General features: G+C 61.9%; 25 protein-coding genes and 1 pseudogene. 15 read left to right on the top strand and 11 right to left on the bottom strand.

The genetic code is table 11. From position 1 onward, the window contains the following. Position 1: 1 nt before the first annotated feature. On the bottom strand, positions 2-316 hold the full coding sequence (locus tag V1293_RS17800; protein ID WP_334511177.1) for an ArsR/SmtB family transcription factor: 315 nt from the start codon (positions 314-316) through the stop codon (positions 2-4). 118 nt (positions 317-434) lie between these two features. Between V1293_RS17800 and V1293_RS17795 the strand changes: the two genes are divergently transcribed. The 4 genes from V1293_RS17795 (at position 435) to V1293_RS17780 (ending at position 4363) form a co-directional block, all read left to right on the top strand. Beyond that, positions 435-1880: an LVIVD repeat-containing protein gene (locus V1293_RS17795; protein WP_334511176.1), complete on the top strand. Its 1446-nt coding sequence runs from the start codon at positions 435-437 to the stop codon at positions 1878-1880. Between the two features lie 11 nt (positions 1881-1891). Further along, positions 1892-2446, top strand: coding sequence for a hypothetical protein (locus V1293_RS17790; RefSeq protein WP_334511175.1), 555 nt, complete (start codon positions 1892-1894; stop codon positions 2444-2446). A gap of 240 nt (positions 2447-2686) precedes the next feature. Beyond that, positions 2687-3304, top strand: coding sequence for a LysE family translocator (locus V1293_RS17785; RefSeq protein WP_334511174.1), 618 nt, complete (start codon positions 2687-2689; stop codon positions 3302-3304). Between the two features lie 84 nt (positions 3305-3388). Continuing rightward, entirely contained in the window at positions 3389-4363 is a 975-nt protein-coding gene (locus V1293_RS17780; protein ID WP_334511173.1) for a DUF3592 domain-containing protein, read from the top strand. On the opposite strand, the gene V1293_RS17775 is transcribed toward V1293_RS17780, so the two are convergent. Continuing rightward, complete coding sequence (locus V1293_RS17775) at positions 4360-5163, bottom strand: N-formylglutamate amidohydrolase (protein ID WP_334511172.1); 804 nt, start codon at positions 5161-5163, stop codon at positions 4360-4362. The two genes, V1293_RS17780 and V1293_RS17775, sit on opposite strands and share 4 nt — an antisense overlap. A 102-nt stretch (positions 5164-5265) precedes the next feature. On the opposite strand from V1293_RS17775, the gene V1293_RS17770 reads away from it, so the two are divergent. Then, complete coding sequence (locus tag V1293_RS17770) at positions 5266-6186, top strand: transglutaminase family protein (protein ID WP_334511171.1); 921 nt, start codon at positions 5266-5268, stop codon at positions 6184-6186. A 135-nt stretch (positions 6187-6321) separates the two neighbouring features. Beyond that, complete coding sequence (locus V1293_RS17765) at positions 6322-6720, top strand: gamma-glutamylcyclotransferase family protein (protein WP_334511170.1); 399 nt, start codon at positions 6322-6324, stop codon at positions 6718-6720. Between the two features lie 147 nt (positions 6721-6867). On the opposite strand, the gene V1293_RS17760 is transcribed toward V1293_RS17765, so the two are convergent. After that, complete coding sequence (locus V1293_RS17760; protein ID WP_334511169.1) at positions 6868-7434, bottom strand: chlorite dismutase family protein; 567 nt, start codon at positions 7432-7434, stop codon at positions 6868-6870. 354 nt (positions 7435-7788) lie between these two features. Here V1293_RS17760 and dnaG point away from each other — a divergent pair, with 354 nt between their 5' ends. From dnaG to V1293_RS17745, 3 genes and pseudogenes are all read left to right on the top strand, one after another. Then, complete coding sequence (gene dnaG, locus V1293_RS17755) at positions 7789-9807, top strand: DNA primase (RefSeq protein ID WP_334511168.1); 2019 nt, start codon at positions 7789-7791, stop codon at positions 9805-9807. A 396-nt stretch (positions 9808-10203) separates the two neighbouring features. After that, positions 10204-12313: pseudogene (gene rpoD, locus V1293_RS17750) on the top strand (RNA polymerase sigma factor RpoD). Between the two features lie 6 nt (positions 12314-12319). Further along, the gene (locus V1293_RS17745; protein WP_334511167.1) at positions 12320-12700 is read left to right on the top strand and encodes a thiol-disulfide oxidoreductase DCC family protein; all 381 of its coding nucleotides are present in this window, start codon (positions 12320-12322) and stop codon (positions 12698-12700) included. Between the two features lie 39 nt (positions 12701-12739). Here the strand turns inward: V1293_RS17745 and V1293_RS17740 are convergent, their stop codons facing one another. Further along, the gene (locus V1293_RS17740) at positions 12740-12976 is read right to left on the bottom strand and encodes a hypothetical protein (RefSeq protein WP_057849867.1); all 237 of its coding nucleotides are present in this window, start codon (positions 12974-12976) and stop codon (positions 12740-12742) included. A gap of 131 nt (positions 12977-13107) precedes the next feature. On the opposite strand from V1293_RS17740, the gene V1293_RS17735 reads away from it, so the two are divergent. Next, on the top strand, positions 13108-14076 hold the full coding sequence (locus V1293_RS17735) for a DUF817 domain-containing protein (RefSeq protein ID WP_334511166.1): 969 nt from the start codon (positions 13108-13110) through the stop codon (positions 14074-14076). Here V1293_RS17735 and V1293_RS17730 read toward each other — a convergent pair. The 5 genes from V1293_RS17730 to V1293_RS17710 form a co-directional block, all read right to left on the bottom strand. Continuing rightward, positions 14039-15619: a hypothetical protein gene (locus tag V1293_RS17730; RefSeq protein WP_334511165.1), complete on the bottom strand. Its 1581-nt coding sequence runs from the start codon at positions 15617-15619 to the stop codon at positions 14039-14041. The genes V1293_RS17735 and V1293_RS17730 overlap by 38 nt on opposite strands. Before the next feature lie 158 nt (positions 15620-15777). Further along, complete coding sequence (locus tag V1293_RS17725) at positions 15778-16365, bottom strand: hypothetical protein (protein ID WP_334511164.1); 588 nt, start codon at positions 16363-16365, stop codon at positions 15778-15780. A 3-nt stretch (positions 16366-16368) separates the two neighbouring features. After that, entirely contained in the window at positions 16369-17472 is a 1104-nt protein-coding gene (locus V1293_RS17720) for a three-Cys-motif partner protein TcmP (RefSeq protein WP_334511163.1), read from the bottom strand. 45 nt (positions 17473-17517) lie between these two features. Beyond that, positions 17518-18294, bottom strand: a complete 777-nt coding sequence (locus V1293_RS17715) for a DUF5131 family protein (protein ID WP_334511162.1) — start codon at positions 18292-18294, stop codon at positions 17518-17520. A gap of 249 nt (positions 18295-18543) precedes the next feature. Further along, positions 18544-19488, bottom strand: coding sequence for an OmpA family protein (locus V1293_RS17710; RefSeq protein ID WP_334511161.1), 945 nt, complete (start codon positions 19486-19488; stop codon positions 18544-18546). Between the two features lie 259 nt (positions 19489-19747). On the opposite strand from V1293_RS17710, the gene V1293_RS17705 reads away from it, so the two are divergent. Both V1293_RS17705 and V1293_RS17700 read left to right on the top strand, forming a co-directional pair. Continuing rightward, the gene (locus V1293_RS17705) at positions 19748-20500 is read left to right on the top strand and encodes a lytic murein transglycosylase (protein ID WP_334516774.1); all 753 of its coding nucleotides are present in this window, start codon (positions 19748-19750) and stop codon (positions 20498-20500) included. A gap of 200 nt (positions 20501-20700) precedes the next feature. Next, on the top strand, positions 20701-21507 hold the full coding sequence (locus V1293_RS17700) for a lytic murein transglycosylase (RefSeq protein ID WP_334511160.1): 807 nt from the start codon (positions 20701-20703) through the stop codon (positions 21505-21507). A 182-nt stretch (positions 21508-21689) separates the two neighbouring features. Here the strand turns inward: V1293_RS17700 and V1293_RS17695 are convergent, their stop codons facing one another. Then, complete coding sequence (locus V1293_RS17695) at positions 21690-22535, bottom strand: SDR family NAD(P)-dependent oxidoreductase (RefSeq protein ID WP_334511159.1); 846 nt, start codon at positions 22533-22535, stop codon at positions 21690-21692. Between the two features lie 148 nt (positions 22536-22683). Between V1293_RS17695 and V1293_RS17690 the strand changes: the two genes are divergently transcribed. Next, positions 22684-23091 carry a response regulator gene (locus V1293_RS17690; protein WP_334511158.1) on the top strand — a complete coding sequence of 136 codons (408 nt, stop codon included), beginning with the start codon at positions 22684-22686 and terminating at the stop codon, positions 23089-23091. Positions 23092-23144: 53 nt separating this feature from the next. Beyond that, positions 23145-23762: a LysE family translocator gene (locus V1293_RS17685; protein ID WP_334511157.1), complete on the top strand. Its 618-nt coding sequence runs from the start codon at positions 23145-23147 to the stop codon at positions 23760-23762. 355 nt (positions 23763-24117) lie between these two features. Here V1293_RS17685 and V1293_RS17680 read toward each other — a convergent pair whose 3' ends face one another. Next, positions 24118-24888 (bottom strand): transposase, encoded by a 771-nt coding sequence (locus V1293_RS17680; protein ID WP_334511156.1) that lies wholly within the window; start codon positions 24886-24888, stop codon positions 24118-24120. Between the two features lie 419 nt (positions 24889-25307). Here V1293_RS17680 and V1293_RS17675 point away from each other — a divergent pair, with 419 nt between their 5' ends. Beyond that, a complete protein-coding gene (locus tag V1293_RS17675; RefSeq protein WP_334511155.1) occupies positions 25308-25634 on the top strand; it encodes a hypothetical protein in 327 nt (108 codons plus the stop codon). Positions 25635-25743: the final 109 nt, after the last annotated feature.

The following is a 25743-nucleotide window of genomic DNA, read 5'->3' as shown; positions in this document are numbered from 1 at the left end:
CTTACTCATCACGCTTCTCCAATTGCCGTTTCAACTCGCTGAGCGCTGTAAGTTTCCCGCGCTCGAATTTCTTGATCCAGCGTTCGCCGATCTGATGGATCGGAACCGGATTGATGTAGTGCAGCTTCTCGCGGCCATGCCTGAGCGTGGTGACGAGGTTGGCCGCTTCGAGAATCCCAAGGTGTTTTGTAACCGCCTGCCGCGTCATGGCGAGGCCGTCGCAGAGTTCGTTCAGTGTCTGTCCGTTGTTGGCGTGAAGCCTGTCCAGCAGCGAGCGCCGCGACGCATCGGCAAGCGCTTTGAAGACTTCATCCATGGGTTGGATAATAGGCAACCAAAAGGTTGCATGTCAAGGGCGTGTGTTGGGCGCTGCCCACCGCTGTGTTATCGTGCGCTCAGCCAGCGCAGATTGGCCTTGAACAGTCGGGTGGAACATGAGCGGTCGCCTTAAACTCGCAGCCTCGTTCTCGATTTATTTCCTCGTATACCCAGCCATCGCTTCCGCGCAGCAACAGGTGATCGGCGCGCCGCCCGAAGCGCTCAACATGAAGCTGGTTGGTACCAGCGACCTGCAGGCGCGCAGCGCCTATCAGCCGACCATCCATCATCAGGGCGACCGCTGGATCGCCTATATCGGCCATCACGGCGGTAGCGATGATATCCCGGCGCCGGTCAATCCGCAGACCGGCAAGACTGAGCCGAACGGCACGTCGATCGTCGACGTCACCGATCCCGCGCAGCCCAGATATTTGCGCCACCTGCCGGGCCAGGAAGGCAAGTATGAAGCGGGCGGCGCGCAGATGGTGCGGATCTGCGACGGCAAGGCGCTGCCGAAGGGCGACCGCAACGCGGTCTACATGCTGCGGACTTTTGGCGGTGAGGCGCATGAGATCTGGAACGTGGCCGATCCCGCCAATCCCGTGCTGGTGACGCGGATCGCCGGATTAAAGGACACGCACAAGAACTGGTGGGAATGCGACACCGGCATTGCCTTCCTGGTGTCGGGCGCGCCAGACTGGCGCACCCGCCGCATGACGCAAGTCTACGATCTCTCCGATCCCGCGCATCCGCAGAAGATCCGCGATTTCGGCCTGCCCGGCCAGGAGCCCGGCTCGACGGGTGCGGTGCCGACCGAACTGCACGGACCGATCTCGACCGGGCCTTCCGCCAACCGGGTCTATTTCGGCTACGGCACCAACAAGGGCGGCTTCCTGCAGATCGTCGATCGCGAGAAATTGCTCAACGGGCCCAGGGAGCCGACCGCGGACAATCTGCGGATCCCGGAAATTGCACGGCTGGCGATGTCGGCATTCAACGGCGCCCACACGACGTTTCCGATGCCGGGCATGCCGATCGCGGAATTCGCCCGCGACAAGGACGGCAAGACCCGCGACATCGTGATGATCGTCGATGAGGCGATTTTGAACGAATGCAACGAGCCGCGGCAGATGGTGTGGTTCGCCGATGTTACCGTCGAGAACCGGCCGATGATGATATCGAGTTACACGGTGTCGGAAGCGAGCGGGGCGTTCTGCGAACGGGGAGGGCGGTTCGGCGCGCATTCCTCCAACGAGAGCATGGCGCCGGTCTTCTACAAGAAGATGGCGTTCATATCCTTCTTCAATGCCGGTGTGCGCGCGCTCGACATTCGCGATCCCTATCACCCGGTGGAAGTCGGCTATTTCATTCCGGCGATCACGGCGGCGACCGACAAGCGCTGCGTCAAGATCGACGGCAAGGATCGCTGCAAGGTCGCGATCCAGACCAACAATGTCGAAACCGACGAGCGCGGCTACATCTACATCGTCGACCGCGCCAATACCGGCCTGCACATTCTGGAATTGGCCGGCCCGGCGCGCGCTGTCGCCGGTCTGCCGTGAGGACGGGAGCGGTGCGTCGTTGGCCGCTCATTGTGTCAGCCATCGTGGCGCTCGGTGCGCTATCGGGCGCTGCCGCCTATCAACACGTCGCGCCGCGCCAAGACGAAGAGAAAGGCGAGTGGCAAGAGATCGCCTGGCCGTTTGCCCGCGATGGCTGGCCTGCGGGCAAGGCCTTCCGCTGCGGCGCGGCTGCGTGCGGGGGCGAGGTCGAAGTCTATGTTCGGCCGAAAATGGGTTTCTGCAATTGCGACCGTGGCGTCGCCGACGATGATGAGGTCGATCGGGTCGCCGATCTCGATCTGTTGAGCGAACATTTTGCACCGCTGGCGCCGGGCGATGTCGTCAGGGTCGGCGATTTGGCCGGACGGATCAGGGCCTATGATCTCAAAATGTCCAGCGGCGTGCCGCACACTGCGATCGGCGTCGCAGTCTCACGCGGCTGCGATCTCCTCGTCGCGGTAGCGCACGGCAAGGGTGACGCGCCCGAGCTGCGGCGCGCGGCGCTGGCGTTTCTGGCGCGCAGCGAAATGACGCGCTGGGTGATGGCGGCGATGGAAGGACGGTGACGGTGCCTCTTGACCTCTCCCCGCAAGCGGCCGCTTGCGGGGAGAGGTCGGATCGCATCGAAGATGCGATCCGGGTGAGGGGGTACAGGTCTATCGATGGAGCGCATCCGCGGAGAGAGCCCCTCACCCCAACCCTCTCCCCGTAAAGAACGGGGAGAGGGAGCTTACCAGCCGCGCGCGCCTTCCATCTGCCTCCCTCACATGCATAATGACCAAATCGCTCTCCAGCCGGGTTCCCCCATGTCCCTTCAAGCCTATCTCGCCTTTGTCGCCGCCTGTATCGCGCTCGCGCTATTACCGGGTCCGGTGGTGACGCTGTTGATCGCCAACGGCCTGCGGCACGGCACCCGCGCGGCGCTGATCAATTGCGCCGGCGCGCAGACCGGCCTCGCCATCGTGATCGGCATCGTCGCGGTCGGCCTGACCTCGCTGATGGCGACCATGGGCTACTGGTTCGACTGGGTGCGCTTTGCCGGCGCGGCCTATCTGATCTGGCTCGGCATCAAGCTGATCCGTTCGCCGGTCGAAGGCGTCAACGCCGATGAACCGCCGCCGCCGCCGCGCGGCGGGTTTTTCCTGCAGGGCTTTCTGGTCCTGCTTTCTAACCCCAAGGTGCTGGTGTTCTTCGGCGCCTTCATTCCGCAGTTCATGGACATGGAGAAGGACCACCTCCCGCAGGTGGCGCTGCTCGGCATCACCTTTATGGTGATCGCGGCCACGACCGACGCCATCTATGCGCTATTGGCCGGCCGGGCGCGATTGTTCTTCTCCAAGCAGCGCACGCGGTTGCTGTCGCGCGTCTCCGGCGGCTTCATGATCGGCGGCGGCATCTGGCTGGCGCTGACGCGGGCAAGGTAGTCTTTCCCGCCAATTGAACCATTCGCGGCCTCGGCGCGTCTGAGGAACGGGGCGGATTTCCCGCCCGTTCTGGGGGAGAATTTCGTGCCCGATCTGCCGTGGTTCGTCTATGCGATGCTGCTGGCGCCGCTCGGGCTGATTCTGGTCGCAGCCGCGTACAAGAGCCTGCAGGTGCGCGCGGCCCGCGATTGGCCGTCTGCGCCGGGCAAGGTCGTGATCTCGAAGGCGGAAGTGCGCGACGTCGAGGTGATCGACAGCGACCGCCAGGACAGGCATCGGATCGAACAGCGCAACTTCGCCAACGTCGTCTACGAATATTCCGTCGCGGGCCGCAAGCTGCGCAACAACCGTGTCAGCATCGGCGAGGATCGCGGAAATTTCGAGGTCGCGGAGACCATCGCGAAATATCCGGTCGGCACCGTTGTCACCGTCTATTACAATCCGCTGCATCCGGACCAGGCGGTGCTGGAGCGCGACCTGCCGAAGGGCCTATGGGGCTGCCTCGGAATCGGAACGGCGATCGTGCTGGCGATCGTGTTCGGCTCGGCTTTCGGCCTGCATCAGCTGACTGAATTCGCATCGAAACATCTCACGAACCCCAAAGTGTCGCCGTTTGTCGTCGCCATGAGCGCGTTCGGATTTCTGATTGCGCTGTTCGGGCTGGCGCTGCACCGCCAGGCTTCGCTGGCGAGGAAATGGCCGGTCGTGCCCGGCACCATCAAATCATCGGGCCTCGAACAATTCATGTCCGCGCCGTCGGAGCCCGCCGAACGCAGCCAGCTCACGTTCCAGTCCAAGGTTTCCTTCGCGTATCGCTTCAACGGCATCGATTATGTTAGCCAGCACGCCAGCCTCGGCGGCAAGGTCTCGTCGACGTCGAGGGGCCTGGTGGAGCGCTTCGCCCGAAAATATCCCACCGGCGCCAAAGTCAAAGTCTACGTCAATCCGCTTAATCCGTCGGAAGCCGTGCTGGAGCCTCACGTTAGCCAGATCTGGATACTCTGGGCGTCCGTCACCTTTATCTGGGGCGTCGCGTATTATGCGGCGGTGCACGGCTAGGCGGACAGCAATTGCTGCGCGCGCAGCATGGGCTCGATTTCAGCAAAGATTCGCGCCAGCCGCTCGGCCCACGCTTTCTCGCCCGCGGGATCCGAGATCAGGTCCTGGCGGATTTCGATCCCCGTGTTCATCAGCCCGCGCGCCTCGCCATGCACAGGAATCGTGTAGTCGGTCTCGTCGCTGACCGCATAGGGCTCGTTGTCGCCGACCACGAGATCGCCCTCGGCGCGCAGCAGCTTTAGCAGCAGCGGCGGCAGATGCGTGTCGCGGTGATAGAGCGTGCCGATATGCCAGGGCCGCGCTATGCCGGCATAAATGGGCGTAAAGCTGTGCAGCGACACCAGCACCGTCGGCATTCCTGCGCTGCCGCGCCGGTCGATGATCTCGCCGATGCGCCGGTGGTAGGGATCGAAGACCTGCGCGCGCCGCATCGCGGCGGCCTCGCGCGAAATGCCCTCGTTGCCGGAAATCGTGGTCGCCTCGCTGATGCGCGGGATCGAGCTTGCGACATCGAGCGGGCGGTTGCAGTCGATGACGAGCCGGGAGTAGCGCTGCACGATCAGATGGGCGTCGAGATGTTTTGAGAGTGCCTCCGCGACGCCGGCAATGCCGATGTCCCAGGCGATATGGCGCGTCAATTCGCTCTCCGGCAGGCCGAGATCGCCGAGTATGCGCGGGATCAGCCTTCCGTAGTGGTCGCAGGTCAACAGGAACGGCGAGCGTCCCGCGGCGTTGAATTCGTGGACCGGAGGAACGTCTTCGGAGCTGAGGAGTAGTGTTGTATCGGCGGCGTCGTCCAAAGCGTTTTCCTTAAAGCAGTGCCTATCGAATCGGCACCCCGATCTACAATTGAGCAGGATTCGACCTAGATTAGACGTACCAGAATCGATGATTGTTTGACGATGCCGCTCCTGACCATCAACCACAAGACCGTTTATCGCTACAGCCGTCCCGTCGCGTTCGGCGAGCACCGCATCATGCTGCGCCCGCGCGACGGTCATGACCTGCGGGTGCTGTCCAGCAGTCTCGATATCGAGCCGCAGCCGATGCGGCTGCGCTGGATTCACGATGTGTTCGGCAACAGCGTTGCGATCGCTACCTTCGACGAGCGCGCCGACACCTTGTCGTTCACCTCGACCGTGACGGTGGAGCACAATCCGGAGGAAGAGTTCGCGCTCACTGCGGACGATCCCGCTTATTTCTATCCCTTCCTCTATGACGACGAGGAATTCCCGGACCTGCTGCAGTTCGTCACGCCGCAATATGGCGATCCGCATGGCGAACTGTCGGCCTGGGCCCGAAAATTTCTCGACGCCGAGGGGCCGACGCCGACCTTCAACATCCTGAGCGGCATGACGCATGGCATCCGCGAGGCCTTTACCTATCGCAAGCGCCACGAGCAGGGCACCCAGCATCCGCTCGACACGCTGCAGACCGGCTCCGGCACCTGCCGCGACTATGCGCTGTTCATGATCGAGGCGCTGCGCCGGCTCGGCATCGCCGCGCGTTTCGTCTCCGGCTATGTCTTCATTCCCGGCGACCGCGCGCATGGCTATGTCGGCGGGGGCTCGACCCATGCCTGGGTGCAGGTCTATCTGCCGAGTGCGGGATGGATCGAGTTCGATCCGACCAACGGCATCGTCGGCACCCGCGACCTGATCCGCGTCGCAGTCGCCCGCGACCCGCGTCAGGCGATTCCGCTGCACGGAACGTATCTCGGCCCGACCGACGCGTTCGCGGGCATGGAGGTCCACATCGAGGTCGTTTCCGTCGGCGAAGAGCCGGAAGAGCAACGCGAAGCGCCGCAGGCGGAGAAGGTCTGACCATGGCGATCGGGGTCGGCTGACACCGTCATTGCGACCGTGTCCGCCGTAGCTCAACGAGCGAAGGCGGAAGCAATCGATGTCGCGGCTTGCGGCCCGATTGCTTCGCTGCGCTCGCAATGACATAGAAAGCCCATGATTTCAGATCGACTGTTCGTCTACGGCACGCTGATGCGCGGCTTCGACCATCCGATGGCGCAGCTTCTGTCGCGCAGCGCGGATTTTCTCGGGACCGCCACCTGCCGCGGCCGGCTCTACCTGATCAAGCATTATCCGGGGCTCGTGCTCTCGGACGACGCTGGTGACATCGTGTTCGGCGAATTGTACCGCCTGCGCGACCGCGACGCTTTGCTCGGCGAGTTCGACATGTATGAGGCCTGCGGCGCGGGTTTTCCGGAGCCGACCGAATATATCCGCCGCATGCTGTCCGTGACGGAGGAGGACGGCGCGGCCGGCGAGGCGTGGACCTATGTCTACAACTGGCCGGTCACCGGCCTGCCACAGATCGCCTCGGGGAAGTTTCTGGAGAACTAGCTCTCTTGTCCCGGACGCGGTGCGGTGCGTAGCGCTGCGCCGCAGAGCCGGGACCCAAGCCCAAGCCCGTTACGCCGCAAGCGTGGGCCCCGGCTTAGCAGCGCAGCACTTTCGTGCTGCGCTGCTAAGCTGGGGCACGAGAATGGGTCAGCCCGCATCCAGCCGCTCGCGCTCCATGCGGATATCCACCTCGCGCTCGACATAGCGCCATTCCTCGGTGGCGCGCAGCGTGCGGACCAGTTCCTCGAATTCGTCCGCATGCGCAGGCGCGTATTCGAACCAGGTCAGGAAGTCGAAGGTCTCGCCGAGGTCGCGGCAGTGATAGAGCTGGCGGGCGATCGCCGGCAGATATTTCAGGCTGTTCGCGATGTGGTGCGATCGGTCCTCAAAAATCTGCCGCCGCTCCTCCTGGGTCAGTTCCCACCACGCCGCCGATTTCTTGATCGGGATCAGCGCCGCGTACGTCGCCTCGGGCCGGCCGATCTCGGCCTGCACGGCGACAAGCTGCTCCTTCTCGGGCCGCTCGGTATAGCGCAGGTGGCTGGCGACGCCGGCCAGCCGCCACGAGGTTGCTGACGGCAGCATCGGCAGCGCGATCGACAGCGAATGCACGACCGACATCGATGGCGTCGGCGAAAGCGCCGCGCCCTTCACCGGCGCGAACCGCGTCACCCGCCACGCCCCGCTCTTGCCACCCCGGAACACCGTGAACATGGGGATATGGAAGCCCGGAACTGGGCGCGGTTCAAGCTGTGTGCGTGCCGCACTCCGCCGTCATGCCCGGGCTTGACCAGGCTTGACCCAGGCATCCACGCCTTTCTTGCAAGGTGGCGGCCTAGAACGTGGATGGCCTGGTCCCGGCTACGCCAAGGCTTCGCCGCGGCTTTCCCGTGCTGGCGCGCCGAAGTTTTAGCGGAGGCGGCAAGCCCGGCCATGACGAGGAGAGATTTTGCCGCTTCCCGGCTGTGAATAGTGGCGAGAAACCCGCCAACCTTCGTATTTTGTCGGCCGGTCCCTGTATCGCTAATCGGTTGGCACGGCCCCACGACTCTGGCAGCTACCTGATTCATGCGCTTCACGCCCCAATTCCTCGACGAACTGCGCGCCCGGCTTCCGGTTTCGGAAGTCGTGGGCCGGCGCGTCAAGCTGAAGAAGGCAGGAAGGGAGTTCAAGGGGCTGTCGCCGTTCCAGCAGGAGAAGTCGCCCTCGTTCACGGTCAACGACCAGAAGGGCTTCTACCACGACTTCTCCTCCGGCAAGCACGGCGACATCATCTCGTTTTTGATGGAGACCGAGGGCGTCGGCTTCGCGGAAGCCGTCGAGCGGCTGGCTTCCATGGCCGGCATGGCGCTGCCGGCGACCACCCCCGATGCCGCGCGCCACGAGCAGCGCCGCAAGACGCTCCACGACGTGATGGAACTCGCGGCCAAATTCTTTGCCGACACACTCGCCTCGCGCAACGGCGCCAAGGCGCGCGGCTATCTCGGCGACCGCGGCATTTCGCCGGCGACGCAGCTGCAGTTTCGCCTTGGCTATGCGCCACCGGATCGTTTTGCGCTGAAGGAGCATCTGGGCGCGCAGGGCATTTCGACCGAGGACATGGTGGAAGCGGGGCTGCTGGTGGCGGGCGAGGACAAGCCCGTTCCGTTCGATCGTTTCAGGGATCGCGTGATGTTTCCGATCACGGATGCGAGGGGCCGCGTCATCGCCTTCGGCGGCCGCGCGCTGGAAAAGGACGTTCCGGCAAAATACTTGAACTCGCCGGAAACGCCGCTGTTTCACAAGGGCGACAATCTCTACAACCTCTCAACCGCGCGGCAGGCGACGCATAACGGCTCGCCGCTGATCGTGGTCGAAGGCTATGTCGACGTCATCGCCATGGTCACCGCGGGCTTTGGCGGCGCGGTCGCCCCGCTCGGCACGGCCTTGACCGAAAACCAGCTCGCGCTGCTGTGGAAGATGGCCGACGAGCCGATTCTTTGTTTCGACGGCGACCGCGCCGGCCAGAAGGCGGCCTATCGCGCCGCCGACCTCGCGCTGCCTGCGCTCCTTCCCGGCAAGAGCCTGCGCTTTGCGCTGCTGCCGGAAGGGCAGGACCCCGACGACCTCGCGCGCACCGGCGGTCGCGGCGCGATCGAGGAAGTGATTTCAGCCGCGCGGCCGCTCGTCGACATGCTCTGGTCGCGCGAAATCGAGGGCGGCAGCTTTGCCACCCCCGAGCGGCGCGCGGCGCTGGAAGCACGCATCAACGAACTCAGCAAGGGCATCCGCGATGAGGTGGTGCGTCGCTATTATCGCGACGATCTCGCCGATCGCCTGCAGCGCGCCTTTGCGCCGCAAGGTGGGGGCGGCGGCTACGGTCGGGGTAATTTCCGGACCGGGCGGGGCGAATCACCCCGCACGTTTGCCCCCCGCAGCGGGTTCAGCCAGGGCCAGGTCGGCCGATTCGCCCCCCGGGGCGGGCGCGGACCGGGGGCGGGTGGCAGCCCTGCGATCTCCCCGGGCCCCTACCAGGCGGCCAGCCCCCAGCTCGCGACCAGTCCGATCATGCGCGGCCAGCGCAGCGCGATGTCCCGCCGCGAGGCGCTGATCCTGCAATCCCTGATCAATCACCCCTGGCTGCTGCACGACCATCTGGAGGAGGTAGCCGCCCTGGAACTGGCCCATCCCGAGGCCAACAAGCTCCGCGCCGGCATTATCGCCGCCTTCGCCAATGACCATCACCATTCTCCCGACGTCGAGGAGCAGGCCGAGAAAATGCGGGCCGATCTCGAAGCGCGAGGATTAGGCGAGGTTCTTCAAAGGGTTGAGCGAGCGATCACGACCGCGGCCGTCTGGGGCGCCAAGCCCGGCGCGGCCCGGGAAGATGTTTTGGCGACCTGGCAGCAACTCGTTGTCTTGCATCAGAAAACACATGCCCTACTTAGGGAGAAGAAAGATGCCGAGCTGGCGTTGGGCGATGAGCCCACTGACGCCAACATGGCGTGGCTGAAGGACGTCAGCGCCCGACTTGAGTCGCTCGACGGCACGGAGGCCCTGATCGAGGGTTTCGGCGAGCTTTCGGGCCGGTTCCGGAAGAGCGTGTGAGATAAAAAAATGATGCGGACGGCGGCGGCCGTGCCCGCAAAAAGACTCGCCAAATCCATGGTTTGGCGGCAAAAACAGGGTTAAGCGAAGCTTAATAGTCCGAAGGTTACTTTAACGGCGCCGAAGGGCTATTGGCATAACACCGGCGATGGCGGGTTACAGGGGTGGCGACAGTCTGCGCCGCCCTTTCCGCGTCGTGAGCATGCGGAATACTCAGGGGCACGAGCGTGATCCGGAAAAATGGATATCCGGTTTTCCGAAACGATCACGCGCAAAGAGCAAGGATCTAGCGGGTTGGCTTTTCGAACAAAAGACATCCTGCTGACGACTTCAGTAATTCAGAGGCGGGTGGCGTTGCGCGCCATCCCGCACGAGCGCGTTTCGGGAGCTTGATGAATGGCCACCAAGGCAAAGACGCTGCAGGTTAAAGACAAGGAAAAAGACGACAAGGCAGCGGACGCCCCTGAGAAGGACAGCCCCGACGCGCCGTCGCCGTTGCTTGACCTCTCGGATGCCGCGGTCAAGAAGATGATCAAGCAGGCCAAGAAGCGCGGCTTCGTGACCTTCGATCAGCTCAACGAAGTGCTGCCCTCCGACACCACCTCGCCCGAACAGATCGAAGACATCATGTCGATGCTGTCGGACATGGGCATCAACGTGTCGGAAGCCGAAGAGGCCGACGCCGACGAGGAAAAGGAAGAGGCCGACGACGACACCGACAACGAGCTTGTCGAGGTTACGCAGAAGGCCGTCACCGAGGTCAAGAAGTCCGAGCCCGGCGAGCGCACCGACGACCCCGTCCGCATGTATCTGCGCGAGATGGGCACGGTGGAATTGCTGTCGCGCGAAGGCGAAATCGCGATCGCCAAACGCATCGAGGCCGGCCGCGAGGCGATGATCGCAGGGCTGTGCGAAAGCCCGCTGACCTTCCAGGCCATCATCATCTGGCGCGATGAACTCAACGAAGGAAAGATCTTCCTCCGTGACATCATCGATCTCGAAGCCACCTATGCCGGCCCCGACGCCAAGAACAACATGAACCCGGCGATGATCGCAGCGCCCGCGGATGGCGCGCCCGCCCAATGGCGAGGCGGCGCCCGCGCATGTCGCGCCGCCCGCTGCTCCCCCGTCGGCGACCCCGTTCCGTGCCGCGCCTGCTCCCGGTGCAGACACCGAGGAGAAGGATCCGGGCGAAGCCGCCGCCGAAGGCGACATGGATGACGACGAGTTCGAAAACCAGATGTCGCTTGCGGCCATCGAGGCCGAGCTGAAGCCGAAGGTGGTCGAGACGTTCGACAAGATCGCCTCCGAATACAAGAAGCTGCGCCGCCTGCAGGAACAGGACATTGCCAACCAGCTGCAGAGCGAGTCGCTGTCGCCCTCGCAGGAGCGCAAGTACAAGAAGCTGAAGGATGAAATCATCGTCGAGGTGAAGTCGCTGCGCCTCAATCAAGCGCGCATCGATTCCCTCGTCGAGCAGCTCTACGACATCAACAAGAAGCTGGTCTCGTTCGAAGGCCGCCTGCTTCGTTTGGGTGACAGCCACGGCGTCGCGCGCGAAGACTTTCTGCGCAACTACCAGGGCTCGGAACTCGATCCGCGCTGGCTCAACCGTGTCTCGAAACTTTCCGCAAAAGGCTGGAAGAATTTCGTGCATCACGAAAAGGACCGCATCAAGGAGCTGCGCCACGAGATCCAGTCGCTGGCAGCCCTCACTGGTCTCGAGATCGGCGAATTCCGCAAGATCGTGCACGGCGTGCAGAAGGGCGAGCGCGAGGCGCGCCAGGCCAAGAAGGAAATGGTCGAGGCCAATCTGCGTCTGGTGATTTCGATCGCCAAGAAGTACACCAACCGCGGCCTGCAGTTCCTCGACCTGATCCAGGAAGGCAACATCGGGTTGATGAAGGCGGTTGATAAATTCGAGTACCGCCGCGGCTACAAGTTCTCGACCTACGCCACGTGGTGGATCCGGCAGGCGATCACGCGCAGCATTGCAGATCAGGCGCGCACTATCCGAATCCCCGTGCACATGATCGAAACGATCAACAAGATCGTGCGCACCTCGCGCCAGATGCTCAACGAGATCGGCCGCGAGCCGACGCCCGAAGAGCTCGCTGAAAAGCTCGGCATGCCGCTGGAGAAGGTTCGCAAGGTTCTCAAGATCGCGAAAGAGCCGCTCTCGCTGGAGACGCCCGTCGGTGATGAAGAGGATTCACACCTCGGCGATTTCATCGAGGACAAGAACGCGATCCTGCCGATCGATGCGGCGATCCAGTCCAACCTGCGCGAAACCACCACGCGCGTGCTGGCCTCGCTGACGCCGCGCGAAGAACGCGTGCTGCGCATGCGCTTCGGCATCGGCATGAACACGGATCACACGCTTGAAGAAGTCGGCCAGCAGTTCAGCGTGACCCGCGAACGTATTCGTCAGATCGAGGCGAAGGCGCTGCGCAAGCTGAAGCATCCGTCGCGGAGCCGGAAGCTGCGGTCGTTCCTCGATAACTGACCGATCATGACGGGGCATCGCCTTGTTGTCTGGTACAACACGCGCTGCCCCGTCTGCGACGCCGGCATCGACTGGCAGCGCAACAAGCTGCTTCAGGCCGTCCGCGCCGGCCACATCTCCTTCAACGACATCAACGAGCGACCCGACGCGCTCGCGTCATACGGCGCGTCGCTCGACGACGTGCGTCGCCGCCTGCACGCGACGGATGAGACCGGCCGCCTGATCGTCGGCGCGGATGTCGCGATCGCGATCTGGCTGAAAACAAAGGGCGAGGGATGGCTGGCTTCGCTGTTCGGCAATCGGGCGATGCTGCCGGTCACGCGGTTTGTCTATGACCGGTTTGCCGACCTGCTGTTTGCCTGGAATAGACGGAAGGGGCGTTGGTGAGCGCCGCCGTTTCACCCGAATGGCCTAGACCGCGGCGCCCTATTTCTTCTTCGCCCCAACCCGGCTGATGCTCTTGATCGCCAGCGGCGTGCGGCCGGATTTTTCGGCGATCTCGCGGTCCTGCTCCATGATGTAGCCGCGCGCCGGCTCGTCGCCGTCGAGCCCGCCGAGCAGCTCGGAAGGCACGCGCCGGTTGGAGCGTTGCGAGTCGTCTTCATAGACGACGTTGAAGAAGGCGAACTCGCCTTTGGGATTGGTCCCGGGTTTCTTGGCCATGGGCGGCTTTTCTTCGATCAGGGCGACGTTGTCAAAGCAAAATAGCGCTGCGCAAGAACAGCGCAGGGACTAAGCGCAATCTGCAAATATTTGCCAATTTTGCACCGCGTTCCGCCGCCATCGTCGATGGCATGCATCGCCCCCCGGACCGCAAGCCCGACACCTCAAAACCCCTGCCGAGCGCCGCCGCCATCTGGCCGCCGCTGCGCCCCTTCATCGCGGGCGAATACCGGCTCGGCCGCTTCATGGCGAAGGGCCGCTGGACCTCAGCGCTTTACGAATTTTTCCGCTTTGGCGTGAAGCAGGCCTGGGCCTGCCTGTTCGGCGGGATCGCTGTTTTCCTGATGATCGCCACCTGGTGGTTCTATCCGGCGGCAGCGTGGCTTCCGCGCTACGACTTTCTGTTTCTCTGCATGATCACGGTTCAGGTCGCGCTGCTCGCGGGCCGGCTGGAGACAGCGGACGAGGCGAAGGTGATCCTGATCTATCATTTCGTCGGAACGGCGATGGAGATCTTCAAGACACAGGCCGGCTCCTGGATTTACCCGGAGCCGAATTTCTTCCGCGTCAGTGGCGTGCCGCTGTTCTCCGGCTTCATGTATGCCTGCATCGGCAGTTATCTCTGCCGCGCGTGGCGGCTGTTCGATTTCGAGTTTTCCCATCATCCGCGGCGCCTCGGCCTCGCCGTGCTCAGCGTCGCGATCTACGTCAATTTCTTCAGCCATCACTTCATGCCGGACCTGCGCTGGCTGCTGTTCGCTCTTGCCGGCTGGCTGTTCTTCCGCACCCGCGTCTATTTCAGGGTTTGGCACCACCATCGTTCGATGCCGCTATTGCTCGGGCTCACGCTGGTGTCGCTCTTCATCTGGTTCTCGGAAAACATCGGTACCTTCACCAAGACCTGGCTCTATCCATCGCAGCGGCACGGCTGGTCGATGGTTTCCTTCGGAAAGTTCGGCTCCTGGTTCCTGCTGCTGATCATCAGCTACACGTTGGTGAGTCTGGTCAACGCGCCGCGGGACAGGCGCATGGACGAGCGCACGACCGGCATCCGCAAGAAATTCAATCGCATGCCGGATTTTTGGCTTCCCCGACCGTGAGGAAAGTGATCGTGGCCGGTCCGATCTCGATCGAACCGGGTGGCGATGTCACTGCGGTAAGCCGCGGAAGATCGTCGTTTAGGCCGAGTTCGAGAGCCGATCCATTCAGTTTCACGCCGGTGCTTTGCAGATCATCCGCCGACAGCGTGTAACGCTCGCTGGACACGGGCAATCGCAAGGTGGCGGCGATTGTCCTGTCGGTATTGATGGCCAGCAGCGCGACGGCCCCACGCACGCCTCGTCGGCAATGCGCGTAGAGGTGCATCCCCTCGTGCGCGCCGGCGTCGAGAACAATTGTGCCCATCAGCCTGCGCCAGAGCAGCGCCGCCCAATAGTTTGGCCGCGGCCGGAACGTCTTCTCGTCAAGCAGGCCGTAATCGCTCGCAGCCAGCGTGTTGTGCGCGACCATTTGGACGCCGGCTTTGGCAAGCCGGCCAAGCTGGTCGAGATATCGGAACGTATCGAGGAAAGTGGAAGCCCAGGGATTGCCGCCGCAAGCCGCCTCGGCGGTTTCGGTCAGCCACATCGGCTTATCAGGCGCAAATTCGTCCCTGAGCGACTGGTAGAACGCGAGCGTCCGGCCCGTGCTCGCCAGCCACGCTTCCGAAAGCGCGGCCTCTTGTGTGGTTTGATCCGGAGAGCACCGTTGCGAGACCGCGCCATAGTGATGATAGGAAAAAGCGTCGATGCCGGGGCCGGATGCTGCAAGCAAGTCCCGCGTAGAGATGAATCCGGAGCCGGACGGCCTGGATGATTGCGGCGCTATAGTCGCGCCGATCGAACCGGGGCCGAGAACCATCACATCCGGTTCGCTCGCCCTGATGAACGCAACAAAGGCTTTGAAGTCCCGCCCGTAAGCTGCCGCATCGTAGCCTTTGGGTGCACCGCCCATCGCGGCCAGCGTCGGCTCATTCATGAACTCGGCGGCGGCTATTCTGCCACCGACGGATCTGGTGTAGGCGAAGAAGCGACGCGCCTGATCGCTCTGCCATCGGCCTGCGGCGTCCCGGGCACCGGCACTCGTGGCCATCGAGGTCACGATCTCTGCGCTGGCGGCGTGGGCAAAGTCGATGACGCCTTTCCAGCGTTCGCGGCTGAGCACCGCGCGGAAGCCGTTGGGCGGCACCGACGGCGTCTCATCGCTTTCTGCAAAGTAGGTGCTGTTGGCCCAGGAGCCGCTGACGCGCAGGTAGGCCGGCGCCAGCGCCGCAGCCAATGCGCGGAGCCGCGGGTTCGACAGGTCGATCGGCTCCCGATACGCGTAGAGGTCGGGATTGCCGCCCGCAGGCATATTCCCGGCGTTATCGGCGCCGCGATCTGACGGCGCGGAGGCGCTCGCTGCGTAAGGCTTCCAGAACCGTCCGCCGGTGACCTCGACCATTTCAACGTTGTACGATTGAAAACGCGCGTCGATGGTGCCGAGACGCGGCAATCGTGAAGGGTCTACGGAAAGCGTTGGCGTCTGGGCGGATGCCTGCTGGCTTCCCGCCAGCGCGGCGATCACAATTCCGATTCCGACTTTGAAACCATTGGACCTGGTCATAGCCATTGTCCTTGGCAGCCAAAGCGGCAGCCGGAGCAGAAGGTTGCAGTCGTTCTTGGATAGTTGATTCAGATCGTCATGACCGGGATAGACTTGGGTTCCTTAGAAACAAGGCAGCGGGCGAGAATTCGCCGTTTTCATTTGTTCGAGATTTTCCCTTAGCACCATTCTTCGAGAAGAAGGTTTAGCTGTTTGCTCGCCAGAGTCTCACGAAATTCAGAAATCAATATTTCGCGGGATGCCACGGCTGCTTCTGGATTGTGCCCCTTTGCATAAAACCACATCCAAACTGAGGGAGTGAGGCTCGAGAAATCGTCGAGGTTAAAGGCCACAAACGTTAGAACGAAACGCAGAAGCCAACTGTGATCTTGGGATAATTCGCCCAACTCTTTCGCTATTACCTCGCCGAATGAATAATAGTCTTCTGGCGATCGGTCCGCATAACGACAGTGCATTAATTGAACATATCCGCCCGCAACGTATCGAGCGTTCTTATCACCGTCTGGCTCTTCGTGTGAACCAAGATCGCAGCCAACCGTGAAAAATGGGGAGCCGCGCTCAGACAACCTAACAAGAAGGTTCTTTAATGCATCTGAGGCACATCCCTCAGAAATTCTAGCGGCGAGATCGGGCCGTCCTCGGAGGTCTACGAAGCCATAGTTGTTGCGGACGCCATCGAATAGCGGAGGGTAAGGAACGGTGATTCCCTCCTGCTGCTCAAAATCTATGGCCAGCATGTCTTTCACAATTCATGTCTTGGGCTCGAAGCGCAATTTCATATTTATATCGGCATAAGTTCCGCGTCGCCGGTTTGCTGGGGGATCAATTGGGATTAGTCTCTCGGCTCCCTCCAGAGTTTGAAGCACTTTCTTGTAATGGGTCTCCCGAAACGGTGTCTCATGAACCACGAAACGCTCTATCTCGCTGGCTGTTACCTCAGTTCCTTCAAACTTGCCCACGATGAGTCGTTTGAGCAATTCACGGTTAGGCTCTGCTGAAAAGAGCACAGATTGGTTTGGGTCTGTTGCGTCAGAAAATGTGTATGTTCCGCTTTCGTCAACTCGCCACATAGCCTCTTTTATTTTCTTCAATCCAAGTTCGTTATTCGTCGCAAAGAAGAGAAAATAGTCCATTGTATTGCGCTCATTGCGCATTGCGAAAGAGCGTACGAAGCGGGCCCCGGCGGCTTGCGTAAGTTGCCTCTGATAGAGGTCGTGAAGGAATTTCACGCGCTCTCTCGGTAGCTTTATGTCAATTCCTTCCCGCCAGTCGCGGCAGCCAAAGAGATCATCAAAATTGTCGGGCTGTTGGCCTTGTGACAGGAATCGGTTGATCTCCTCGAACATGAAGGTGATCAACACCTCGCAGCTTGGTGCGCTTAGCACTTTCACTACATTCGAAAAGGGTATCTTAAATCCAAACGGGTCGATGAACACGAATGTCGGTGGTCGCGAACGACCTGGCCTGGATGCATAGCTGTCCCAAACCTCAGGGAACGTGTCTTGAAAGGCACGGCCGCCGTGGATCTTGGCCGAGACATTTGACGGGAATGTTAGTAACCCAATCTCGGTAGCGAGGTGATCGGACCGTTTCTCATCGAGTTCGATGAAATGGAAATCGACCTTGGCTTTGATTGGGCGGAGCTGATTGATTACGGCCTTTGCCGCGATGACAGGTGAGCCTTCCTCGCCTTCCGAATAGCGGCCTGGCCCAGCGAATCCATCAACAAAAACGAGATGAGGAAAATTTCCTTGGCTTAGGATTGGTGCCCAAGCCTGAATATATCGACGGAGAATCTCATGCTTTGCCGCGGTATGCGGCTCAAGTTCCCAAATTGTCGTTCTTGGCTGCATCCGAAGCTGCCTAATGGATTTTGTCTGATCCTGCCAAGTCCAGACCTAATTCGCGTTAAAATCAACTGGTGGCAAGGAAGAAACCACAGGTTTAAGGCAAGACACACGAGGATAGTCGTTCCACTCGCGGCCCCTAAGAAGTCGACCGCCGGACTTAGGCCGAACGCCGCCCCATTGTTTAAAGAAGAACGCGACTTTGGCCGAACGGCAGTGATCTCGAATTTCTATCGCCCATTCTTCTGCCATAGGACGTGCACTCGGGCCGCTCTCCCCGCCCACAATGGCCCAGTCGATTCCCTTGAGATCGATCTTGCCTACAGAACCTAGCAGAGGCTCGAAGGAGACAAATTTGACGGATGCCTGTGCAGCGAGGAGATGCTTCAATCGAACTGCATTTTTCGCGTCTTCGACGGATACCCCCAACCAAATATGCGAGGGTGCTTTGCCTATGCCGTATCGATCGCGAAGATATCGGACCATAAGCGAACTGCGCTTGGTTAGAACCTGAAACGTATGCCAGTCAGCAGCCTCCATTGTGTCGAATATCGAATCAATGAAGGGTCTAGGTATGTTTTTGTGAAAGAGGTCGCTCATAGAGTTGACGAAGATACGGCGCGGCTGTCGCCAGCTTAGCGGTTGGGTTAGCCGCTCCGGTCGTAGTCTTAGGTCGAAACCATTTTCAAACGGATGGCCAGGGACTCCTCGAAAGCGTTCTGAAAAACGCTCCGCATAGCAAAAGTCGCAGCCACGAGTGATCTTTGTGCAACCCGTGACAGGATTCCAGGTTGCGTCAGTCCATTCGATTTGCGTCGAGGATGCCATAAAGCCACCTTAGAACAAAACAAGAACAGTTGCTATTCAAAAAGTATCCTATCAGATGAAGAAACATCCTTAGGTTAACATGATTTTATTCCTGATCAGCGGGGCAGATTGAATGCGGAACAGGCAATGCTCCAACGCGGTCCCCGGCGCGAGAGCTCGCCTCTCGCTGGCGCGGCCCATTCTACGAGACTTCCGCGGTTGGCTGAAAGTTCGTTCCTGCTGCGCGCCTGGCTCGAGTTCCCGCGGGCCCTACGGCGCCACCAACTCCACCCGCCGGTTCAGCGCGCGGCCGCCCTCGTTGGCATTGGAGCCGACCGGCGCCAGAAATCCTACGCCGGCGGTCTTCAGCCGCGCCTGCACAATACGAAAGTTCTTCACAAGTTCCGCCGCCACCGCCTCAGCCCGCCGCCGCGACAAATCGAGATTGTAGTCGTAAGCGCCCTGGTTGTCGGTGTGGCCGACGATGAAGACGTTGAGCTGCGGCTGGCCCGTCAGCAGTTTTGCGATCTGTTCGAGCGTCGGGCGGCTTTCGGGTTTGACCACCGCCTTGTCGGTGTCGAAATAGATGCCGTAGAGTGCGATGTGGCCGGCTTCGCCGAGGCCCTTTGCCATTGCCGCCGCATCCACCATCTTGTTCTGGATGGCGCCGAGTTCGGCGATCACGAGCTGCGCATAGATGTCGCGGTTGTTCTCGCTGACGATGAGGCTGGCATAGGTCTCGCGCCCGCCATCGGTCTTGCGCCCCGCAAAATAGCGATAGTTGAAGCCGTCCACCCACATCTGCGGGATCGGCAGCGCGTCGATCGCTTCCGAGAAGGGAATGCCGCCGCAGGCCTCGGTGTCGCAGGCAAGCAGCGTTTCGAAGCCGGCCTTTGCCAGTTGCGTCTCGAAATTGCGCGACACTTCCAGGATCGAGGGGCCGGGATTGGTGCGATAGGCGATGCGGGTGATGCGGCCTTCCAGCCGCCGCGCGTCGGTGGGCTGGCCGTCCTTGAAGGCGGCTCCTTGTATCCGCGCCGCGTCAAAATCCTTCACCTGATAGCCCGTGATGACGCTGCCGCCGAACCGGCCGATGCCGGGATAATCTTTTGCGCCGGCCACGTCGCGCGTCTGCGCGGAAGCGTTCGTCATCGCGCCAAGCGACAAGGCGAGCAGCAGGAGGATCGGCCTGAACAGTATGCGCGGTAAGCCCATGGGAAATCCATTGGTTCGAGAAACGATCGAGGGGAAGGGCGGGACGAAATACGACTCGTAAGGGTCGCGGCAGAACACCACCCGGTTCAAATTAGTCGCAATCATGGCCGTTTTCGGGGAGATTTTGCCCGTGCGTTTGCCGCAACCGCTCGAAGCGCGGCCAAGGACGTGCTAGAAGCCGATGCTTATTTGCAGTGCTCTCTTAAGGAATGGCTTTTCCATGCTCCGCCTCGCATTTGCTTTCAGCGCCACTCTGGCAATGTTCGCATGCTTCAACTCGCAGGCCCGCGCCGCCCAATGCGGCAGCTCGTCCGCCGGCTTTGCTGCCTGGAAGCAGGAATTCGCTCGCGAGGCGCAAGCCAAGGGCATCAGCGCCTCGACCATCCAGGCGCTGATGGCGACGAACTACGCGCAGGCGACCATCAATGCCGACCGCGGCCAGCGCAGTTTCAATCTCTCGCTCGATCAGTTTCTCGCCAAGCGGGGAGCTACGACCATCGTCTCGAGAGGGCGGCAGTTGAAGCAGTCGCAGGGCGCGCTGTTTGCCTCCATTCAGAGCCGCTACGGCGTGCCGCCGGGGCCGCTGCTTGCGATCTGGGGCATGGAGACCGGGTTCGGCAGCCAGCGCGGCAACCAGAACATGCTCGCCTCGATCGCGACGCTGGCCTATGACTGCCGGCGTTCGGAATATTTCACCGAGCATCTTTACGCGGCGCTGCAATTGATCGATCGCGGCGCGCTCTCGCCAGCCCAGCGCGGCTCCATGCATGGCGAAGTCGGCCAGACCCAGTTCATGCCCAAAGCCATTTTGGCCTACGGCACCGGCAATCTCGAAAACGCCGCCAATGCGCTCTCCTCGACCGCGAACTTCTTGAAGGCCCATGGCTGGCGCGCGGGCGCAGGCTACCAGCCGGGCGAGCCGAATTTTGCTGCCATCCAGGCCTGGAATGCCGCGGGTGTCTATCAGAAAGCCATCGCGCTGATGGGCCGCCAGATCGACGGCGGGGAGTGAGTAGGGGGCTAATTGTGTCGTCGTCCCTGCGAAAGCAGAGACCCATAACCACAGTCGGCAATTGTTGAAGCCAAGCCGTCAACCAGTCCGCTTTAACAATATCGGCCGCGGCGTATGGCTCCCCGCGTGCGCGGGGACGACGGGGTTTCGCGCGCTATTTTCCATGCCATGATCGGAGCGGGAGCTAACAAGGGATTCGCATGCGCATCATTCGTTGGGCCATTTTCCTCAGTGCCGTCATCTGCTCCACCCCGACCTACGCCGCCCGCTGCGGCGGCGATTTCAACACCTTCGTTTCCGCGATGTCGCAGGAGGCGGCAGCGGCCGGCGTCTCGCAGGCCGTGATCAGTCAGGCCTTTGCCGGCATCACGCAGGATCCGGCGGTGCTGACCTTCGACCGCCGCCAGCGCGGCACTTTCAACAAATCGTTCGAGCAGTATGTCTCCACCCGCGTCGGCCCCGGGCGCATCAACATCGGGCGGCAGATGCTGCAGCGGCATGGCTCGCTGCTGGCGCGCATCGAGCAGAAGTTTGGCGTGCCGCCCGAGATCGTGGTCGCGATCTGGGGGCTGGAGTCGGATTTCGGCAAGGGTGATATCGGAAAAATGCCGGTCATCCGCACGCTCGCCACCATGGCGCATGATTGCCGCCGCACCGAACTGTTCCAGGGCGAACTGCTGGCGGCGCTGAAGATCGTGCAGCGCGGCGATCTGCCCTTGCGCGATTTGATCGGCGCCTACGCCGGCGAAATCGGCCAGACGCAATTCTTGCCGTCGTCCTACATCAAGTACGGCGTCGACTTCGACGGCAACGGCCACGTCGATTTGCGTCACAGCGTCCCCGACGTGCTCGCCTCCACCGCGAACTTGCTGCACACGAGCGGCTTCAAGGGCGGCGCGCCCTACGGCGAGGGCACCGCGAATTTCGAAGCGATGCGCGAGTGGAACAGGGCCACGATCTACCGCAAGACGATCGGGTATTTTGCCGACAGGCTGGTCGGGCGATAAGAGCCTCGTCGCTTCGTAACTTGGTAGGGTAGGCAAAGGCGCGCCAGCGCCGTGCCCACCATTTCACGTTCGCTCGTGATGGTGGGCACGCTACAGCGAAACCCATCGCCGCACACGTCGGCATTGATGGGTATCGATTCGCTCCACCCATCCTGCGAAGGGGCACCATCCGCATGCCGAACTCACTTCCCCTCCCGCTCCGCCGTCCTCCCGATCCGCTTCGCCAGCACCGCCCAATACGTCGCCGGACGAAATCGTTGCAACAGATCCATGAACCACGCGTCGTTGCCGATCAGAATCCGCGGCTGGTTTTTCTCGATGCCGGTGATGATGCGCCGGGCTGCAATCGGCGGCGTGGTCTTGGCGATTGCATCGAAGCGGTCGATGGATTCGGCGCGGCGCGCATTGTCGGCGATACCGCTGCCGGTGCGGGAGTTGCGCACGATGTTGGTCAATACCCCGCCGGGATGCACCACCGAGAGTTTCACCGGACTTTTCGCCATCGCCAGCTCATGCCGCAGGCTTTCTGAAAAGCCGCGCACCGCGAATTTTGCCGCCGCATACGCGGTCTGGCCGGGCGGGGCGAGAATGCCGAAGATCGAGGAGAGGTTGACGATATGCGCCTCGCGCTGCGTCGAAAGATGCGGCAGGAACGCGCGGGTGCCGTGCACCACGCCCCAGAAATTGATGTTGATCAGCCACTCCATCTGCGCCTGGTCGACCTCGTTGAAGGCGCCGAGCAGCGCAACACCGGCATTGTTGATGACGATGTTGAGCCGGGGGTGGGCGGCAATGGCCGCGTGCGCGAATGCCTGGATCTGGGCGGGCTGGCCGACATCGACGCGGTGGGTCGATATCTGGCGCGCGCCCGCCTTGCCGATCTCGGCGGCCACTTGCTGCAGCCCAGCCTCGTCGCGGTCGGCCAGCGCGAGATCGCAGCCGCGCGCGGCCAGTTCCAGCGCCAGCGCGCGGCCGATGCCGCTGGCAGCGCCGGTCACGGCGGCCGCACTTCCGGATATCGCAGTCATTGGGTGAACTCCATGCAGGTCGAGAAGGAAGGCGGGGTTCCGCAACTTTCGCAAATTGGAACTGAACAATAAAGCGCTTCGGGCCTTAACGTCGACTACCCGACAGAAGGGGCATCGCCAAACCGGCGCGAATCCAGAGGAGGCTCATATGGGACAATCAAAACCCCATCGCGCGACGGCCCTCATTGTCGAAGACGATCCGATGCAACGGGACATGATTTGCCTGCTGCTGGAAGAGAGCGAGGTCGATGTCATCGAATGCGAGAGTGCGGAGGCCGCCGAGCTGGTGCTGGAGCGCGCGGCCGGCAGTCTGGTCCTGATGATGACCGACGTGCAGCTCGCCGGCAACATGGACGGCGTTGAGCTCGCGCACATCGCCCGGAAGTACAATCCCGACATGGGAGTGATCGTCACCTCGGGCAAACCGCTGCATCAGGAATTGCCCGATGGCGTGCAGTTCTGGTCCAAGCCGTGGGCGCCGCTCGACGTGATTCGCGAGGCCGAACGGATGCTGTATGAAAGGCGCCGCAACGACGAGGCGCGGCCGCGTTCGTAAGAAGCCGCCGCGCGCCGCTTCCCTGCCGTATGCCGCCGTGTTAATGGCAGGGCATGACGCTGTCGTTCCTGTTGACCTCGCTGATCGTGGTCGCCTCACCCGGCACCGGCGTGCTCTATACGCTCGCGGTGGCGCTGACGCTGGGCGCGCGGCCGAGCGTTGCGGCGGCCTTTGGCTGCACGCTCGGCATCCTGCCGCACATGCTGGCCGCCATGCTCGGGCTTGCCGCGGTGCTGCACACGAGCGCCCTGGCGTTTGCCGCGCTGAAATGGTGCGGCGTTGCGTATCTGCTCTACATGGCCTGGCAGGCGTTGCGCGAGACGGGCGCGCTGTCGATTGATACGCGCCCCACGGCTTCGGCGCGCTCCAGTCGCCGCGTCATCGCAACCGCGATCCTGATCAACATCCTCAATCCAAAGCTGTCGATCTTCTTCCTGGCCTTCCTGCCGCAGTTCGTGGCCGTCGACGAGCCGCACCCGCTGGCGCGGATGCTGGAATTGAGCGCAGCCTTCATGGCGATGACGTTTGCGGTGTTCGCGGTCTACGGCCTGTTCGCAGCCTCGCTGCGCGACCGTGTCATCACCCGCCCGGAGGCGATGGCCTGGCTGCGCCGGAGCTTTGCGGCGGGATTTGCCGCACTCGGCGCCAAGCTCGCGCTGGCGGAGCGCTGACTGCTTCGCAATGCGTGGCGCAGATGTCGCGCGCTGTCATCTCCACACGGCGTCCCTGCGTAGTGCGCAATTGCGCACGGGCGCAGGGACCCATACGCCGCGGCTTTTCCTTTGGGCGCTGTGGCAGTCGTCGTTTGCTGTTAGGGAGGACGGTGGTTGTGGGTCCCTGCGTTCGCACATAGGCGCTAAGGTAGTTGGATCATTGTTTGATACGTGCGTTTTCTTGGGGGTTCGCGAAGATGGCGCTGGAGCGCCGACTTTGACCGGCGCAGGCAGGCGATTGTGGGCTGTGGGATAATCGCCTGAAGCAGCGAGGCGACGAGATTCTGAAGCAGACGCCAAGCGCCAGGCGGCGTCAGGCGGCTTCGGCCAAGCGGGGAGAGACCTCGAGTTCGTCGATGAACGGCTCGAGCAGCAGAATGGCCAATAGATGAGCCAGAACGTGGGGTCTGGCGGAGCCTTCATCGGTTCCTGGCGGTCCCTTCAGGCCGATCAGACTCTTCAATCGTTTGAAGCCGAGTTCGATCCGCCATCGAAGGCGATATAGGGCCAGGACATCGGCGGTTGCGAAGTCCTTGGGCTTGAGTGAGGTGATCAGGATCACCCATTCGGCGGCCTCGAGCGTTTGCTTCGAGAGTTGGTGACCGCCTCGCTGTGCGTCGCGGCGCGCCTTGCGTCGCGCGTCGGCAGCCGCCTGCACCGGCTTCTTGATGGCGACCAGACGCAAGGCGAGAGGTGCGCCGCGCTTGCGTTTTACCCAGATCGGCCGATCGATCAGCCCGCGGACTGCCGCCTTGCGCAACGCGGCGAGGAGATCGAACACCTCACCTTCGGCATCGAGCCAGCGCGCGCTCTTCCAGCCGGCCCGGATCACGAGGTCCGCTCCGGCTTCGAGCAGGGTCGCCATGCGGTCCGGTTGCAAATAGGCGCGATCGGCAAGGCGGATCTCTCCAGCCACCGCCGGTATCCGGTCGAGCGTCTCGCCCGCCCGCTGATCGGTCAGTTCGAAGTGGCCAAAGCGTTCCTGCGGCAGATCGAACGCGCTGTGGATGCGCCACACCTTGTTCTTCTTCCTGGCCTCCGATCCTTTCTTCGGCACCGAAGTGGCATCGATGATGCGGATCATTCGTCCCCGGCTCGCTGACGGGGCAGTGGCCGCAAGTACCTGACCCACCAGCATTGCGAACCAGTCCCCGCACTGACGCAGTCGATATAGCAGAGCCACGTTGGAAATATCGACAAGACCTACCGATGTCGCCCATGCAACGGTCGAGCGCAATCCGCGCTCGCACAGACAGTAAGCCAAGATCAATCTCAGCAAATCCACCGCATTGGTGATCTCACGCGGACGCAAAAACGCTCTCGTCTTACGCGCCGTAACTTCAAGCGTTTCCACCCCGCCAAGCCGGGCGACAACGTTCGCCCAGTCCTCATTCACCAGTGATTCGTGCCTCATGACACGCTGGAATCACAAACGATTCCGACCCGCAACACTATTTTAGCGCCGATGTGCGTTCGCAGGGACGACGGGAGGACAGATCCGGAATGAAAAAGGCGGACCCGCGGCCCGCCATTCTCCAAATTGCACCCGGAGTTGGGAGCCCGGGCGGAGCTGAGCACTCCACCCGGGCCAAAATTCACTTCTTCTTCGACTTCTTGGCCTTCTTCGCCTTGGCCTTCTTCGCCTTCTTCGCTTTCTTAGCCATAGTATCCTCTCAAGGTTTTCATGGATTGAAACGCGACACCGAGGCATGCTTGGCGGAGGGCCAGCCTCGCAACATCCTCGATGACAATCCCAGCAGATTCGCAGGCTCATGCCGCGTGCTGTCATGGCGTTGTCATCACGTTATCCACAGTTGTTATGCATTTTGATGCGATTTTGTGCCGAAACGAGCCTCGTCATCGCCGTTCGCATGCGCACGCATCATGCTTAACGATGTCCCAACGTCGATCTTCATCAATTCAAAACCACGGTTTGGAT

The organism is Bradyrhizobium sp. AZCC 1693 (assembly GCF_036924745.1).
In the GTDB taxonomy this organism is placed as follows: Bacteria; Pseudomonadota; Alphaproteobacteria; order Rhizobiales; family Xanthobacteraceae; genus Bradyrhizobium.
This window is presented reverse-complemented; position numbering and strand designations above follow the sequence as displayed.

What these genes read in the sequence shown, in the direction of transcription:
- V1293_RS17800 (WP_334511177.1), bottom strand. Translation starts at nt 316, where the DNA reads ATGGATGAAGTCTTCAAAGCGCTTGCCGATGCGTCGCGGCGCTCGCTG.
- V1293_RS17795 (WP_334511176.1), top strand. Translation starts at nt 435, where the DNA reads ATGAGCGGTCGCCTTAAACTCGCAGCCTCGTTCTCGATTTATTTCCTC.
- V1293_RS17785 (WP_334511174.1), top strand. Translation starts at nt 2,687, where the DNA reads ATGTCCCTTCAAGCCTATCTCGCCTTTGTCGCCGCCTGTATCGCGCTC.
- V1293_RS17770 (WP_334511171.1), top strand. Translation starts at nt 5,266, where the DNA reads ATGCCGCTCCTGACCATCAACCACAAGACCGTTTATCGCTACAGCCGT.
- V1293_RS17765 (WP_334511170.1), top strand. Translation starts at nt 6,322, where the DNA reads ATGATTTCAGATCGACTGTTCGTCTACGGCACGCTGATGCGCGGCTTC.
- V1293_RS17760 (WP_334511169.1), bottom strand. Translation starts at nt 7,434, where the DNA reads ATGTTCACGGTGTTCCGGGGTGGCAAGAGCGGGGCGTGGCGGGTGACG.
- dnaG (WP_334511168.1), top strand. Translation starts at nt 7,789, where the DNA reads ATGCGCTTCACGCCCCAATTCCTCGACGAACTGCGCGCCCGGCTTCCG.
- V1293_RS17745 (WP_334511167.1), top strand. Translation starts at nt 12,320, where the DNA reads ATGACGGGGCATCGCCTTGTTGTCTGGTACAACACGCGCTGCCCCGTC.
- V1293_RS17740 (WP_057849867.1), bottom strand. Translation starts at nt 12,976, where the DNA reads ATGGCCAAGAAACCCGGGACCAATCCCAAAGGCGAGTTCGCCTTCTTC.
- V1293_RS17735 (WP_334511166.1), top strand. Translation starts at nt 13,108, where the DNA reads ATGCATCGCCCCCCGGACCGCAAGCCCGACACCTCAAAACCCCTGCCG.
- V1293_RS17730 (WP_334511165.1), bottom strand. Translation starts at nt 15,619, where the DNA reads ATGACCAGGTCCAATGGTTTCAAAGTCGGAATCGGAATTGTGATCGCC.
- V1293_RS17720 (WP_334511163.1), bottom strand. Translation starts at nt 17,472, where the DNA reads ATGCAGCCAAGAACGACAATTTGGGAACTTGAGCCGCATACCGCGGCA.
- V1293_RS17715 (WP_334511162.1), bottom strand. Translation starts at nt 18,294, where the DNA reads ATGGCATCCTCGACGCAAATCGAATGGACTGACGCAACCTGGAATCCT.
- V1293_RS17710 (WP_334511161.1), bottom strand. Translation starts at nt 19,488, where the DNA reads ATGGGCTTACCGCGCATACTGTTCAGGCCGATCCTCCTGCTGCTCGCC.
- V1293_RS17705 (WP_334516774.1), top strand. Translation starts at nt 19,748, where the DNA reads ATGTTCGCATGCTTCAACTCGCAGGCCCGCGCCGCCCAATGCGGCAGC.
- V1293_RS17700 (WP_334511160.1), top strand. Translation starts at nt 20,701, where the DNA reads ATGCGCATCATTCGTTGGGCCATTTTCCTCAGTGCCGTCATCTGCTCC.
- V1293_RS17695 (WP_334511159.1), bottom strand. Translation starts at nt 22,535, where the DNA reads ATGACTGCGATATCCGGAAGTGCGGCCGCCGTGACCGGCGCTGCCAGC.
- V1293_RS17690 (WP_334511158.1), top strand. Translation starts at nt 22,684, where the DNA reads ATGGGACAATCAAAACCCCATCGCGCGACGGCCCTCATTGTCGAAGAC.
- V1293_RS17685 (WP_334511157.1), top strand. Translation starts at nt 23,145, where the DNA reads ATGACGCTGTCGTTCCTGTTGACCTCGCTGATCGTGGTCGCCTCACCC.
- V1293_RS17680 (WP_334511156.1), bottom strand. Translation starts at nt 24,888, where the DNA reads ATGATCCGCATCATCGATGCCACTTCGGTGCCGAAGAAAGGATCGGAG.
- V1293_RS17675 (WP_334511155.1), top strand. Translation starts at nt 25,308, where the DNA reads ATGAAAAAGGCGGACCCGCGGCCCGCCATTCTCCAAATTGCACCCGGA.